This is a genomic window from Streptomyces fuscichromogenes (assembly GCF_014645815.1).
Classification (GTDB): Bacteria; Actinomycetota; Actinomycetes; order Streptomycetales; family Streptomycetaceae; genus Streptomyces; species Streptomyces fuscichromogenes.
In genome coordinates this window covers 118006-133723 of the sequence record NZ_BMML01000003.1, presented here as the reverse complement: position 1 = coordinate 133723, position 15718 = coordinate 118006, and the positions used below count along the sequence as shown (strand labels likewise).

6 protein-coding genes are annotated in these 15718 nt (G+C 74.0%); 4 read left to right on the top strand and 2 right to left on the bottom strand.

Going from position 1 to position 15718, the window contains the following annotated elements; genetic code table 11:
* Positions 1-242 precede the first annotated feature (242 nt).
* Positions 243-2432: an MMPL family transporter gene (locus IEZ11_RS07675; RefSeq protein ID WP_189261855.1), complete on the top strand. Its 2190-nt coding sequence runs from the start codon at positions 243-245 to the stop codon at positions 2430-2432.
* Between the two features lie 113 nt (positions 2433-2545).
* Positions 2546-2902: an ANTAR domain-containing protein gene (locus IEZ11_RS07670; RefSeq protein WP_189261854.1), complete on the top strand. Its 357-nt coding sequence runs from the start codon at positions 2546-2548 to the stop codon at positions 2900-2902.
* Positions 2903-2990: 88 nt separating this feature from the next.
* On the opposite strand, the gene IEZ11_RS07665 is transcribed toward IEZ11_RS07670, so the two are convergent.
* Positions 2991-4142, bottom strand: a complete 1152-nt coding sequence (locus IEZ11_RS07665; protein ID WP_189261853.1) for a glutathione-independent formaldehyde dehydrogenase — start codon at positions 4140-4142, stop codon at positions 2991-2993.
* A gap of 295 nt (positions 4143-4437) precedes the next feature.
* On the opposite strand from IEZ11_RS07665, the gene IEZ11_RS07660 reads away from it, so the two are divergent.
* Positions 4438-12663, top strand: a complete 8226-nt coding sequence (locus tag IEZ11_RS07660) for a type I polyketide synthase (protein WP_189261852.1) — start codon at positions 4438-4440, stop codon at positions 12661-12663.
* A 37-nt stretch (positions 12664-12700) separates the two neighbouring features.
* Positions 12701-14188, top strand: coding sequence for a tryptophan 7-halogenase (locus IEZ11_RS07655; RefSeq protein ID WP_189261851.1), 1488 nt, complete (start codon positions 12701-12703; stop codon positions 14186-14188).
* Here IEZ11_RS07655 and IEZ11_RS07650 read toward each other — a convergent pair.
* Entirely contained in the window at positions 14154-15467 is a 1314-nt protein-coding gene (locus tag IEZ11_RS07650; RefSeq protein WP_189261850.1) for an alpha/beta hydrolase family protein, read from the bottom strand. The genes IEZ11_RS07655 and IEZ11_RS07650 overlap by 35 nt on opposite strands.
* Positions 15468-15718: the final 251 nt, after the last annotated feature.

The following is a 15718-nucleotide window of genomic DNA, read 5'->3' as shown; positions in this document are numbered from 1 at the left end:
CTCCGATGGTGGCCGACCGGACCGCCGCCGTACAGATGACGGGGCCGCCCGCGGGTGCCGGGAAAAACGCAGATACGTGCGGTGCGGAAAACCCACTGGACCGAACCTCACAGCCGATCCCTAACATATGGCCTCAAGACAACCATGCGACCGGCCCGTTGGATGCGTGCCGGTCGGGGTCGCCGATGCCAGGGTCCGCTCCCCGGGCTGCGGTGATCTTCCTACCCAGGAGGACCTTCCGCATGTTCCGACGAATTGGCAGTGCCGTCGTCCGACATCCAGTCTGGACGATCGTGGCATGGCTGATCGCGGCGGTGGCGATCGTCGCCACCGCCCCGAGCCTGCCCTCGAACAGCGACGAGAGCAGCTTCCTGCCCAAGAGCTACGAGTCCATCCAGGCGGCCGATCTCCAGGCGAAGGCGTTCCCCAGCGCCTTCACCCCGTCCGCGATCGCGCTCTACCAGCGCACCGACGGCGGCAGACTCACCGCCGAGGACAAGAAGGACGTCGCCCGGATCACCACCGAGCTGGGCGGCAAGCACATCGACCAGGTCCAGAAGGTGGTCCCCGGCCAGCCGTCGAAGGACGGCAGGTACGACCTGACCCTGGTGCAGATGGACAGCAAGAACGCCGGCCAGCCCGTACAGGCGGACGCGGCCAAGGTGTTGCGCGCCGACGTCAGGCAACTGGCCAAGGGCACGAACCTGGAGGTCAGGCTGGGCGGTTCGGCCGCACAGGCCCTCGACCAGCAGGACTCCTCCAAGCGCGGTGAGGCGCTGATCGGCATCGGCACGTTCGTGATCATCCTGGTCACCCTGCTGATCATCTTCCGGGCGCCGATCCTCGCGTTCCTGCCGCTGATCGTGATCGGCGTGGTGTCCGCGATCGCCAACGGGCTCATCGCCTACGCCACCAAGCTGTTCGGCCTGCAGGCCAACAGTTCCGTGTCGTCGATCCTGATCGTCGTGCTGTTCGGCGTGGGCACGGACTACTTCCTGTTCCTGATGTTCCGGTACCGCGAACGCCTGCGCGGGGGTGACGAACCCAAGGAGGCCATGGTCAACGCGGTCGCGCGGGTCGGCGAGGCGATCGCCTCCGCGGCCGGCGCGGTCATCATCGCCTTCCTCGCGCTGGTGCTGTCCACGCTCGGCTTCCTGAAGCAGATGGGCCCGGCGCTGGCCATCGCGGTCTCCGTCACCCTGGTGGCGGGCCTGACCCTGATCCCGGCCGTCGTGTCGCTGATCGGTCCGAAGGTGTTCTGGCCCTCGAAGTCCTGGCAGCAGGAGCCCTCCAACGCCCGTTTCGCGGCGCTCGGCCGTGGTGTGCAGCGCCGCCCGGGGCTGACCGCCGCGGTCTCCGGTCTCGTGCTGGTGGTGCTGTCGCTGGGGACCCTGGGCTTCCACGCCACGTTCGACCTGGCGTCGGGCTCGATGCCCAAGACCAAGGAGTCCATGGTCGTCCAGGACCGGATGCAGAGCGCGTACTCGGCCGGTGCCGCCGCGCCCACCGACGTCTACCTCTCCAGCACCGACGGCAAGCCGCTGGACACGTCCGCCTTCGACGCGTACGCGAGCAGGCTCGGGGCCGTGGACGGGGTGGCGAGCGCCCGGATGGCCCAGGTGAACAAGGCCGGTACCACGGCGGACTTCACCGTCACCCTCAAGTACGAGGCCTCGACGGACAAGGCGATCGAGGCGGTGGGCCGGGTGCGTGACGTCGCGCACGCCGACGCTCCCGGCGGGACCGAGGCGCTCGTCGGCGGTATGTCCTCGATCTACAAGGACATCGACTCCGCGGTCAACCACGACTACCGGACGGTGTTCCCGGTCGCCGCACTGCTGATCATGGTGATCCTGGGACTGCTGCTGCGCAGCGTGGTCGCTCCCTGGTACCTGATGGCCTCGGTGGGACTCGGCTTCGGCGCCACGCTCGGCACCACGGTCTGGATCTTCCAGGAGGCGCAGAACAAGCCGGGGCTGATGTTCATGCTGCCGGTGATCATGTATCTGTTCGTGGTCGCGATCGGCACGGACTACAACATCCTCATGATCGCCCGGCTCCGTGAGGAGGCCCGGGAGGGCCGGGACCCGCGCGAGGCGGCCGGCAGGGCGCTGCGGCACGCGGGTCCCACCGTGGCAGCGGCGGGCTTCATCCTCGCGGCGACCTTCGCCACCATGATGCTGGCGGGCAACTCGCTGCTCACGGAGATGGGTTTCGCGGTCTCCTTCGGCATCGCGGTCGCCGCCTTCGTGATGGCGATGTTCTTCACCCCGAGCCTCACGGCGCTGATCGGCCACGCCGCCTGGTGGCCGGGCCACGCCGACCGCGCGGAGGCGACGGCGGACGCTGCGGCGGACCCGGTCCTCGGGCACGGGGACGCCACACCGTCGGCCGGGGAGGACCGGAACGCGCCCGCGGGGCGTCACCACTAGCCGGCGGCCGGACACCGGTCCGGTCCACACGGCGTGATTCCGGTCGCGTACGGGTGGGGTCCGGGGGAAGCCGTAGAGCTGACCCCGGTTCCCGTCCCCTGTCGAGGTGATTCATGGCGTTCTTCGCGCTCTCCCGCACGCAGCCGTTGCGGTTGCTGTCGGCCACCGAACTGGCCGCGGAGTACGACCGGCTCCGGGCCGAGACCGCCCAGCTGCGCCGGGCGGTCACCTCGCACGCCGTCATCGACCAGGCCATCGGCGCGGTCGTCGTCTGCGGCCGGATGTCCCCGGAGAACGCCTGGGAGGTGCTGCGTGAGGTGTCCCAGCGCACCAACACCAAGCTGCGCACCGTCGCCGAGCACGTCCTGACCTACGCGCAGGGCGAGGCCGTCCCGGACTTCGACACGGCCACGCTGCGCCGGGCGATCGACCGGTCCCGGCCCCGCGGGGTTCCCGCCCGGCAGCCGTAGCCGTATCCGTAGCCGTAACCGTACGGCCAGGGCCGAGCGCGGCGGGCCGGTCATGGCCGGCGGCCCGCCGCGTCGGTCGTCGCCGGTGCTACGCCGCGAGCGCGTGCCCGGGGTGCAGGACGACCTTGGTGTAGCCCTCGATCCGCTGGTCGAACTTCTCGTAGGCGCCCGGCGCCTCCTCCAGCGGCAGTTCATGGGAGACCACGAAGCTGGGCTTGGCCCGCCCCGCGATGATCAGGTCACGCAACTGCCGGTTGTACTGCTTGACGTTGCACTGACCGGTGCCCATCCGCTGCCCCTTCTCGAACATCCTGCCGATGGACACCAGCAGCTGGCCGTGCTTGGCATGCTCGTCGGGGCCACCCGGGTCGGACGGGACGTACAGACCCGGTACGCCGAGCATGCCGGTCGGCCGGACCGTCTCGACCAGGGTGTTCAGGACGACGGCGGGTTCCTCGTGGCTCGCGTCGTGCGCCTGGGCCTGGTAGCCGACGGCGTCGACACCCTTGTCCGTGCCCTCGCCCCCGGTCTGTTCCTTGATCTGTTCGGCCGGGTCGCCCTTGGTGAAGTCGATCGGTATCGCCCCGATCTGCTCCGCCTTGGCAAGCCGCTCGGGCACGCGGTCGACCGAGAACACCTTGGCCGCACCGCGCAGCAGCGCGGAGTACGCGGCCATCAGCCCGACCGGACCGGCCCCGAAGACGGCGACGCTCTCGCCCGGGATCACCTGGGCGAGCTCACAGCCGTGGTAACCGGTCGGGAAGATGTCCGCGAGCAGCACGAAGTCGGTCTCGAACTCGTTGCCCGGCGGCAGCTTCAGGCAGTTGAAGTCGGCGAACGGCACCCGCAGCAGCTCTGCCTGCCCGCCCTTGTAGGGGCCCATGGCCACATAGCCGTAGGCGCCGCCGGCGAAGCCCGGATTCACCGTGAGGCAGAAGCCGGTCCGGCCCGCCAGGCAGTTCTTGCAGAAGCCGCAGGCGACGTTGAAGGGCATGACCACCCGGTCGCCCTCGGACAGCGAGGTCACGCCGGAGCCGATCTCCTCGACGATGCCGAGGTTCTCGTGTCCGAAGACGATGCCCGACTCGGCGGCCGTACGTCCCTCGTACATGTGCAGGTCGGATCCGCAGATGGCGCTCGACGTGACCCGTACCAGCACGTCGTTCGGGTGCTGGATACGGGGATCGTCGACGTCCCGGACCGTGACGCTGAAGGGCTTCTCGTAGACGACGGCTTTCACCTGGCTCACCTCCGCGTCGAACGCCGGGCGACGACGGACCGCGCGGGCCGGGCCTGGCCAGGAGGAACAGCCGGGACGGAGCACCCGGTCCGTGCCGCTGCCCTGGGCGCTCTTGTTTCACCATCGGATACCTCCAGACAACGCCGATCGCCCAGGCGCTGCAACCCCGGCCCCGACCGCGCCCTCCTAAGGGGAAAGTGCCCGGCCCAGCGAGCCGCGGACGGCTGCGGTGCGGTCCGCCGTAGGCTCGCCGACGGGGACGGGCAACAGGGATGTTGGACCGAGGGGGAGCCTGGTGGGAGTCACGGGGGTGGCGGCCGTACGGCCCGTTGCGGAGTTGCTCGTCGAGAACTCGGTGCGCCACGGCGGGAAGGCCGCCTTCGCCGATGACCGGCGGACGGTGAGCTGGGCCGAGCTGGAGCGCAGGACCGGCCGGTTGGCGGCCGGGCTGAGGACAGGAGCGGGGATCGGCCGTGCGGCCCGGGTGGCGTTCTGCCTGGGTGACGGCGTGGAACTGGTCGAAGGGCTGCTCGCCACGGTGCGGGCGGGTGCGGTGGGGGTGCCGCTGAGCTCCCGCGCCACGGACGCCGAGCTCGCCGGCCTGCTGGCCGACTGCGCTCCGGACGTGCTGGTCACCGACCGGCACCACCTGCCACGGATCACGCGGCTGACGGCCGGACGTCCCGTCCCGCTGCTGGTCACCGGCGAGGGACCGCTGCCCGACGGGGTCACCTCCTGGGAGACACAGGCCACGACACCGTCGTCCGCTCCCCCGGACGACCTGGGCCTGGACGAGCCCGCCTGGCTCCTCTACACCTCGGGGACGTCCGGTACCAGCAGGGCCGCGATCTCCAGCCAGCGGTCCGCGCTCTGGTCCTCGGCCGCCTGCTATCTGCCCCGGCTCGGGCTGTCGGCGGCGGACCGCGTCCTGTGGCCGCTGCCCCTGTCGCACACCTACGCCCACTCGCTCTGCGTCCTCGGCACCACCATGGCCGGGGCGAGCGCCCGGATCGGCACGGCCCGGGAACCGGCCGCGCTGGCCCGGCTGGTCGGCGAGTACGCGCCGACCGTGCTGGCCGGGGGCCCGCTCACCTACCGGCAGTTGCTGGACGCCGGCCTGGGTGCCGTGCCCTCGCTGCGGCTGTGCGTCACGGCCGGCGCGCCCAGCGACCCCGAGCTGCGGGAGGAGGCCGAGGCACGGTTCGGCGCCCCGCTGCTGGACGGCTACGGCAGCACCGAGACCTGCGGCAAGATCGCGGTGGAGTCCCCCGGCGGGCCGCGGGTGCGCGGCAGCAGCGGGACGCCGTTGCCCGGTATGGAGGTGGAGGTTCGGACCGCCGCGGCGGAACGGGACGGCGCGGACGGCAGGTCCCGCGGTGACGGCGACGACACCGGGGACGGCAGGTACCGCGGCGCCGACACCGGGGACGGCAGGTCCCAGGGCAATGGTGGCGGCGGCGGTGACGGCGAGATCTGGGTCCGCGGTCCCGGCGTCATGCTCGGCTATCACAACCGGCCCGAGGAGACCGCCGACGCCCTGCGCGACGGCTGGTACCGCACGGGTGACCTGGGGCGCCTCGACGAGCACGGTTTTCTGACCGTCACCGGCCGGGCGGGCGACCGTATCGTGCGCGGCGGCGAGAACGTCGACCCGGCCGAGGTGGAGCGGGTGCTGTGCGGCCTGCCGGGGGTGCGGGACGCGGCCGTGGTCGGGCGGGCCCATCCGCTGCTCGGCGAGGTTCCGGTGGCGTTCGTGGTGCCGGACCGCGCGGACCTCGATCCGGCGTCGCTGCTGCGGGCCTGCGCCGTGGTGCTCTCCGCGCCCAAGGTGCCGGAGGAGGTGCTGCTGACCCCGGCGGTACCGCGCACCTCCGGCGGCAAACCGCGCCGGGCCCTGCTGCGCCGGGCGCTCACCGACCGCCCGGCCGATCCGCGACTCGCCGAACTGGCCGCCCGGACGCCTGGTGAGCGGCGCGCCGCGCTGACCGACCTGGTGTGCACGGAGACGGCGGCGATCCGGGGGACGGCCGCCGACCCGGGCACGGCGTTCGCCGATCTCGGGCTGACGTCGATGGACGCCATGACCCTGTGGCACCGGCTCGGCACCCGCACCGGGCTGCGGCTGCCGGCGACGCTGGTGTGGGACCACCCGAGCCCGGCCGCGGTCGCGTCCCACCTGGACGCCCTGCTGCACGGGACCGTCGGGCCGGTACCTGCCGAGGCCGAGGCCGGGGCCGGGGCCGGGGCCGCGCCCGCCGGGACGGTGCCCCCTGCCCGGCGCGGTCCCGAGAGCGAGGCGGTGGCGGTCGTGGCGGTCGGCTGCCGCTTTCCGGGCGGCGTGAACTCGCCCGAGGACCTCTGGCGCCTGGTGGCCGAAGGCCGTGACGCCACCGGTGAGTTCCCCACCGACCGGGGCTGGGACCTCGCCTCCCTGCACCATCCCGACCCCGACCGGCCCGGGACGACGTACACCCGTCGCGGCGGGTTCCTCGACGGGGCCGCGGACTTCGACCCGCTGTTCTTCGGCATGTCGCCCCGCGAGGCGCTGGCCACCGATCCTCAGCAACGGCTGCTCCTGGAGGTCGCCTGGGAGACCCTCGAACGGGCCGGGATCCCGGCACCGGAGCTGCGCGGCACCGACACGGGCGTGTTCGTGGGTCTGATGCACGCCGGCGGGTACGGCGGCGGGCGGTCGGCGCACGAGCTGGAGGCCCAGCTCGGCATCGGCTCGTCGCCGAGCGTGGCGTCCGGCCGGATCTCCTACGTCCTCGGCCTGCGCGGTCCGGCGCTGACCCTGGACACGGCGTGCTCGTCCTCGCTGGTGGCGCTGGACCTGGCGGCCCGGTCGCTGCGGGCCGGGGAGTGCTCGCTGGCGCTGGCGGGCGGGGTGACGGTGCTGTCCAATCCACGGCCGTTCGTCGTGTTCAGCCGGCTGCGGGGGCTGTCGCCGGACGGGCGCTGCCGGTCGTTCGCCGCGGGCGCGGACGGTACCGCCTGGGCCGAGGGGGTCGGTCTGGTGCTGCTGGAGCGGCTGTCGGACGCCCGCCGCAACGGCCATCCGGTGCTGGCGGTGCTGCGCGGTTCCGCCGTCAACTCGGACGGCGCGTCGAACGGCCTGACCGCTCCCAACGGCGAGGCACAGCGAGAGCTGATCCGGCTGGCGCTGGCCGACGCCGGGCTGTCGGGGGCCGACGTCGACGCGGTCGAGGGACACGGCACGGGCACGGCGCTCGGCGACCCGATCGAGGCGGGCGCCCTGCTCGCGACCTACGGGCAGCGCCGTGACCCGGCGGCCGAACCGGTGTGGCTGGGCTCGGTGAAGTCGAACCTGGGGCACACCCAGGCCGCGTCGGGGGTGGCGGGGCTGATCAAGATGATCGAGGCGATGCACCACGACGAACTGCCCGCCTCGCTGTACGCGGAGCGGCCGTCACCGCACGTCGACTGGTCCGCCGGTGCGGTACGCCTCCTCGACCGAGCCCGCCCATGGCCACGCCGCGACCGTCCGCGCCGAGCCGCGATCTCGTCGTTCGGCATCGGCGGCACGAACGCCCACGTGATCATCGAGGAACCACCGGCAGCCGACCCGGCGGTTATTCCGGCAGCCGATCCGACGGTTGATCGGGCGGTTGATCCGGCGATCAGTCCCACAGTCAGTCCGGTGGTCGATGTGGCGACCGATCCGGCAGCCGGTCCCGCGATCAGCCCCGCGATCGATCCGGCGACCGGCCCGGCAGGCGGGTCCACGGTCGGTGAAGCGGTCGGCAAAGCGGTCGGTCCAGCGGTCGGTCCAGCGGTCGGTCCAGTGGTCGGTCCAGTGGTCGGTCCAGTGGTCGGTGGTGGGGCCGATGCGGAGGGCGTCGAAGCGGGCGGCGGGGGCGTCGAAGCGGGTATCGAGGGCGTCGGCGCAGGTGCGGAGGGGTTGGCGGTGGGCAGGCTGCCGGTGCTGCCCTGGCTGGTCGGCGGGGGTGACGAGGCCGGGGTGCGGGCTCATGCCGCGAGGCTGGCGGTCGAGCTAACCGACGTGCGGGAGGACGCTGACGCCCTCGACGTCGCGTTCTCGCTGGCCACGACGCGGGCCCCGCTGTCGCACCGGGCGGCCGTGCTGGCACCGGACGCCGAAGGCCTGCTCAGGGGGGTGCGCGAGCTGGCCGCCGGTGCGGACGGTCCGGCGCTGCTGCGGGGCACCGCGCGCCCACGGCCGAAGGTGGCCCTGCTCTTCCCCGGCCAGGGAGCCCAGCGCCCCGGAATGGGCAGCGACCTGCGGGCCGCCTTCCCCGCCTTCGACGCGGCGTTCACGGAACTGTGCGCGGAGTTCACCCCCTGGCTCGACCGCCCCCTGCTGGACGTGATCGACGACCCGGGCCTGCTGGACCGTACCGACTACGCGCAACCCGCGCTCTTCGCCTACGCGGTGGCCCTGCACTCCCTCCTCGCCGGCTTCGGCGTGCACCCGGACCGTCTGGTCGGACACTCGGTCGGCGAGCTGGCCGCCGCCCATGTCGCCGGGGTGTTCTCACGTGCCGACGCGGTACGGCTGGTCGCCGCACGCGGTCGGCTGATGGCGGCGCTGCCCGCGGGCGGCGCGATGATCGCGGTCCGGGCGCCGCTGGCCGAGGTGACGCCGCTGCTCGACCGGGTTCCCGGGCGGGCCGTCGCGGTCGCGGCGGTCAACGGACCGGAGTCGGTCGTGCTGTCCGGGCCCGAGGACGCGGTGACGGCGTTGGCCGCCGCCGTCGGACGGCCGCAGCGCCGGCTGCGGGTGAGCCATGCCTTCCACTCGCCGCTCCTGGACCCGGTGCTGGCCGAGTACCGCGCGGTCGCCGAGTCGGTTACCTACCGGCGGCCGACCGTGCCGGTCGTGTCCACGCTGACCGGGCGCGCGGAGACCGGCGCGCTCGCCACCGCCGGGCACTGGGTGCGGCAGGCCCGTGAGACGGTCCGGTTCGCCGACGCGGTGAGCGTGCTCGCCGCGGACGGCGTCACGGCCTTCGTGGAGGCCGGCCCGTCCCCCGCACTCGGCGTGGCGGCGGAGGAGTGTGTCGGGCCGGACGCGGATGCGGTGTTCGTCTCCTGCGGCGACGCCCGGACGTCGGTCGAGGCGCTGGCCGCGCTGCACGTGCACGGGGTCGGAGTGGAGTGGCGGTCGGTGTACGCGGGCTCCGGTGCCCGACGGCGTCCGCTGCCGACCCACCCCTTCCGGCGGCAGCGCTACTGGCTGGACGCCGTCCGGCCGCAGAGCGGGTCCGGCCATCCGCTGCTGGGCGAGCCGGTGCCCGATGCCGACGGGCCCGGGATCCGGCACACCGCCGTACTCTCCCTCGACGGCCGTCCCTGGCTGGCCGACCATGTGATCGGCGGCCGGGTGGTGGTGCCCGCGACCGTCTTCGCCGAGTCCGCGGCCCGCGCCGACGGCTCCGCCGGGCCGGTCCGGCTGGCCGAACTCGCTCTGCACGCCCCGCTCGTCCTCGCTCCCGGGCAGGGGGCACAGCTGCAGGTGGTGGCCGGGACGCCGGACGGGACGGGCGGGCGGCCGGTCACCGTCTGGGGCCGTCGGGCCGGCACATCCGAGCCGTGGACCCGGCACGCCACCGCGACGACCGCCCCGGCCGGGGCGCCGCCCCGGGAAGCGCCCGGTGCCTGGCCGCCGGTGGGCGCGGAGCGGATCGCCGTCGACTACGACCGCCTCGCCGACCAGGGCCATCACTACGGGCCCGCCTTCCGCGCGGTCACCGCGCTGTGGCGGCGGGACGACGAGACCTTCGCCGAACTGGCGCTGCCGCCCGGGGAAGCGGCGGCCGCGCGGTCGTACACCCTGCACCCGGCCCTGTTCGACGCGGCCCTGCATGCCGCGCTGCTGGCCGAGGAGCCGGGCGAGCCGAAGGCGCCGGTCACCTGCTCCGGGGTGACGGTGTACGCGACCGGTGCCGCCGCCGCGCGCGCGGTCGTACGGCGGCTGGGCCCGGACGAGTTCGGCGTCACCCTCACCGACGGGGCCGGGCAGCCGGTGGCGGCGGTGGAGTCCGTGGTCACCCGGACCCTCCCGGCGACCCCGCCGCCGACCGAGACGTACCGGCTCGCCTGGCGTCCCGTGGCCGCGGCCGACACCGCCGGCCCGGAGGGCGGCACGGACCCCGAGCACGAGGTGCTCGATGTGGCCGGGACGGCCGCCGCCCTGCCCCCGGACACTCCCATGCCCGACCGGGTGCGGGCGCTGCTCGCTACGGTGCTGGCGCGGGTGCGGGAGTGGACCGCCGACGTACGGCCGGGACGGCTGCTGGTCCTCACCGGGAACGCCACCGGAGACTCCCCCGACCCGGCCGAGGCCGCCGTCGCCGGGTTCGTCCGTAGCGCCGGGGCCGAACATCCGGGCCGGCTCGTGCTGGTCGACCGGCAGGGTGGCGTGGCCACGCCGGCGGCCGTGGCGGCTGCGCTGCGCTCCGGCGAACCGGAACTCGCCCTGTGTGCCGGTGTGGCCAGGGTGCCCCGGCTCGCCCCCGCCGATCCGCCGGCCGCCGAGCCCCCCGGCCTGGATCCCGAGGGGACCGTCCTCGTGACCGGGGGCACCGGTGCGCTCGGGGCGAGCCTGGCCCGGTACCTGGTCGCCGAACGCGGGGTCAGGCACCTGCTGTTGGCCGGCCGCGGTGGAAAGGTCCCGGACTGGGCGGACGAACTGACCGCCGACGTACGCGTGGTGGCGTGCGACGTGCGCGACCGCGCCGCCGTCGACGCGCTGGTCGCGTCCTGTCGGCCGCCGCTCACCGCCGTCTTCCACCTGGCCGGTGTGGTGGACGACGGCGTGACGGACGCCATGACGCCCGAGCGGATCGCGGCCGTGCTCGCGCCCAAGGCGGACGGTGCCTGGCATCTGCACGAGGCGACGCGGGACCTCGGTCTGACGGCCTTCGTGCTGTACTCCTCGGCCGCGGGCGTGCTGGGCAGGCCGGGGCAGTCGAACTACGCCGCCGCGAACGGGTTCCTGGACGCGCTCGCCCGGTATCGGGTGGCCCGCGGCCTGCCCGCGCAGTCGTTGGCGTGGGGGCCGTGGACCACGGCGGACGCGGCGGGCATGGCGGGCCGGGTCGCGCCGGACCGGCTGCGCGAGGGGGGTGCGCTGCCCGTCGGCGAGCGGGAGGGCATCGCTCTCCTCGATGCGGCGCTGCGCCGTCCCGAACCGGTCCTGGTGCCGGTACCGCTGGACCTGCGGGCCGTGGCGGGGCCGGGCGCGCCGGCCGTCCTCGCCGATCTGCTGCCGCGCGGCCGGGCCGCCGTCGACGCGTCGCCCCCGGTCGACGTCACCCAGACGCCGGGCGCCTGGCGCGACCGGCTCGCCGCCGTCGCGCCATCCGAACACCTCGCGCTGCTGAGCGAGTTGATCCATGCCGAGATCGCTGCGGTGCTGGGCTTCACGGAGCCGTCCGCCCTGCCCGCGGACCGCTCCTTCACCGAGATCGGCTTCGACTCCCTGTCCGCGGTCCAGGTCCGCAACCGCCTCAGCGCGTTCACCCGGGTCCGCCTGTCACCGACGGTCGTCCTGGAGTACCCGACGCTGCCCGAACTGGCGGCACACATCCACGGGGTGCTGCTCGACGAGGGCGCGGCGCCGGGAACGGAGCCTGCCGACGGCCTTCGGCAACCCCTGCCCGAGCTCGCACACACCTCCGACCCCGCCCCCGTCCCCGTCCCCGCCCAACTCGCCTCCTCCCCCTACCGGTTCAGCTCCCTCTACCACCGTGTCCTGCGCGAGGAAGGCCCGCAGGCGGCGATGACGTTGCGCTTCGTCGCGTCGTACGCCCTGCCGGTCTTCGCCGCCGAGGAGCGGGCCCGGCACACCGTTCCGCCGCTCCAACTCGCCCACGGCGACGGCGTCCCGCTGGTCTACCTGCCCGACTACATGGCACCGCACCTGCGCCTGCCCACCGGCCTGGCCGGGCAGTTCGACGGCGAGCGGGATCTGCATGTGCTGGAGCATCCCGGTTTCGGCATCCGGCGGGCCGTTCCGGACAGCGTGGCCACGCTGGTGCGGGCGCACGCCGACACCGTGCGCTCGCTGCCCGTCGAGCAGCCGCCGGTCCTCGTCGGCTACTGCGCGGGCGGCGCCATCGCCCATGCCGTGGCACGCCAGTTGGCGGCGGAGGGAGAGCCGCCTGCCGGGGTGGTGCTGCTCGACTCCCATGCCGGTGTGCTGCGCCGGGGGGACGCGCGCGGGCAGGCGCTGATGTCCGCGGGTGCCGGGCTCGACACCGAGGTGGTCGACCGGCTGGACGACTCCCTGCTGATCGTCGGCGGCGGGTACGTCCGTGTGATGGAGAGCTGGCGGCCCGAACCGTCGCCGGTACCGGCCCTGTTGCTGCGCGGCCGGCCCACCGCGGAGATGCTGCGCGGCGCGCCAGGCGACGACTGGCGGCCGCACTGGCCGCTGCCGCACGACGGCGCGGACCTGCCCGGCGACCACTACTCCCTGCTCCACCGGGAGGCCGCCGGCACGGCCGCGGCGATCCGTGCCTGGCTGCCCAGGTGACCACCACCCCCGGCTCGTTCGGAAGAGGAGTTCCTGCATGAGTGCGCGGCACGAGGAGTACGACCTGATCGTCGTCGGCGGTGGCCCGGCCGGTTCCACCGCCGCGACGGCCGTGGCCCGGCGCGGGCACCGTGTGCTCCTGCTGGAGCGGGACACCTTCCCCCGCTACCAGATCGGCGAGTCGCTGCTGCCCGCCACGGTCCACGGCCTGTGCCGCCTGCTCGGTGTCGCCGACGAGGTCGCGCGGGCCGGTTTCACCCTCAAGCGCGGCGGGACCCTGCGCTGGGGCCGGGACCCGGAGCCCTGGCAGTTCTCCTTCGCGACGACGCCCCGGCTGCCGGATCCCACCGCGACCGCCTTCCAGGTGGAGCGTTCCCGGTTCGACGAGATCCTGCTGCGCAACGCGGCACGGGCGGGCGCCGACGTCCGCGAGGGCTGCCCGGTGCGCCGGGTGCTGGGCGAGGGCGGGCGGGTGTCCGGTGTCGAGTACACCGGCCGGGACGGCACCCCGCGCACCGCGCACGCCCGGTTCGTCGTCGACGCGTCCGGCAACACCAGCCGGATCCACGGCCGGGTGGGCGGGGCGCGGGTGTACTCGGACTTCTTCCGCAACCTCGCCGTGTTCGGCTACTTCGCGGGCGGCCGCAGGCTGCCCGCGCCGAACGACGGCAACATCTTCTGCGCCGCGTTCGACGCCGGCTGGCTCTGGTACATCCCGCTGCGCTCCGACCTGACCAGTGTCGGTGCCGTGATCACGCCGGAGCACTACGCGGCCGTCCAGGGCGACGCGCGGGCCGTCTGGCAGGACATGATCAAGGCCTGCCCCGAGGTCGACCGGCTGCTCGCGGACGTACCGGTCGCGACCGAGCCACCGTACGACCGGGTGCGGGTGCGCAAGGACTACTCCTACTGGAAGACGTCCCTGTGGATCCCGGGCATGGCGCTGGTCGGCGACGCCGCGTGCTTTGTGGACCCGGTGCTCTCCTCGGGTGTCCACCTGGCCACCTACGGCGCTCTGTTGGCGGCCCGAGCGGTGAACGCGGCCCTGGAGGACAGGGTGCCGGAGGAGCGCGGCTTCGCCGAGTTCGAGGCGCGCTACCGCCGGGAGTACGGGGTGTTCTACGAGTTCCTCGTCGCCTTCTACGACATGGAGCGGGACGAGGACTCGTACTTCTGGTCGGCGAAGAAGATCACCCGGGTCGATGTCGACGAGGCCGCCGCCTTCGCCGAGTTGGCCGGGGGTGTCGCGTCGGGAGACACCGGGACACCCGGCGCCGGCGGGCTCGGCGTGCGGTGGAGCACCGCGGCGGCCGAACTGGAGGGCGCGGTGGGCCGGTTGGAAGGTGCCGGCGACCGCACGAATCCGCTGCTGACCACCCGGGTGGTCACCGAGACCTTCCGCACCGGCAACGACCTCAAGGAGCAGGCGCTGTACGGCGCCCCGCTGGACGGCCCCGCCGTGCCGCCGTCCGCCTCCGGCCGGCTCGGGGTCACCGGGGACGGGCTGTGCTGGCTCCCGGCCTGACGCCTGCGGACGCCCCCGGCGCCGACGACCGGCGGTGGGCAGGCGCCGCTCGACGCGCGAAGGGCCGCGCCTGCGGCACCCGGCCGGGCAGCCCGCTGTCATACCGGCCGCCCAGCCGGCGGTCGAAGAAGGATGCGAGGCAGGCCCGTTCGGCCGGGATCGCGCGGGCCGGGGCGATGGTGCCGATGTTCTTCACGACCGTCCTGCGGGGCAGGCCGAGCCGGCGGGCGAGCTGCGGGATCATCGCCTCCTCGTCGGTGAACGTGGCGTGTTCGGCACCGCGCAGGGTCAGGCCCTCGCGCGGGCCGCGGCTGTGCCGCCACAGGGCGTTCCAGGACGGGACCGTGCTCAGATCGTTGCCGTCCTTGCCGATCAGCAGGAAGGGCCGGTCGAGGCCGTCGGCGGCGACGGTGGAGAGGTGCCCGGGGTCGCCGTCGTCCTGGACGTAGGCGATCACGCCGTCCAGGTCGGCTCCCGCGGCGATCCGCCGGTCGTCGTGCATCGCCTGGAGGGCGGTGAAGCCGCCGGCGGAGTGACCGAACATGCCGATGCGGTCCCAGTCCGGCGTGCCGCGCAGTTCCCGGGGCAGCGCGCGCGGCAGCGCGTCGAGCAGGAAGCGGGTGTCGGCCACCCGTACGGCCATCGTCTTCTTCAGGAGGGCCCGGATGCGCTTCTCGTCCGGGTAGGCCTTGTCGTACTCCGCGGGCAGCACGGTGCGTTCGACGCGGCCGCCGGGGAACTGGACGGCGGTGGCGTCGTAGGTGTGGTCGAGCATCACCACGACGTAGCCGCGGGAGGCGAGGTCGTCACAGAGGGTGGTGCCGAGGGAGCGCGGGTCGCCGGCACCGGGTGAGTAGCAGACGACCGGGTACGGGCCCCGGTCCCGGTCGACCGGGGCGCCTTGGTGCGCGTGGGTGCGGGTGGCCGCCCAGTCGACCTGGTCGGCGGGCACGTCGGCGAGGTTGTTGACGACGGCGAAGCCGGCGGCCTCCCCGGGCAGCATCTGCGGTGCCCGGGGGTGGCCCTCGGTGTCCCGCGCCGGGTAGCGGACGCTGACCATCAGCTCCCGGTACGACTGTGCGGTGGTCCAGGGGTCGGCGCGCGCGGTGTCGACGAGGCGCAGGGAGACCGTGCCCACCGGGTACGGCCCGCTGGGCGCCGGCAGGGTCAGCCGGACCCGTCCTGCCGTGCGCGGTGCGGCCGACGCGGTGTGCGCGGAGCCGGCGGACAGGGCGGTGGCGGCGACGGCCGACAGCAGGGCGGTACGGCGGGTGAGCAAGGCGGGGCCTCCATGACGGCGCGTGTCCAGCGGCTCCGCTCAGCTTTGCGGAGGGGTCCGGCCGTCACCATCCGGCATGCCGGTCGGCACACCCGGGGGTTAACCCCAGGCGTGCAGGCTTGTCGCCGATGCCCGTGTGCGTCGGCCGCGGGGTGCTTCCGTCACCTGGGCGACGCCCCGCTTCCACCGCTGGAGCACCGCATTTCCGGGAGATTTCCGGAGGCTGTGAGTGCCCAGAACGATGGTCACGA

Bases quoted from the DNA above. Each gene is read 5' to 3' on its own strand.
- IEZ11_RS07655 (WP_189261851.1), top strand. From the start codon at position 12,701: ATGAGTGCGCGGCACGAGGAGTACGACCTGATCGTCGTCGGCGGTGGC.
- IEZ11_RS07675 (WP_189261855.1), top strand. From the start codon at position 243: ATGTTCCGACGAATTGGCAGTGCCGTCGTCCGACATCCAGTCTGGACG.
- IEZ11_RS07670 (WP_189261854.1), top strand. From the start codon at position 2,546: ATGGCGTTCTTCGCGCTCTCCCGCACGCAGCCGTTGCGGTTGCTGTCG.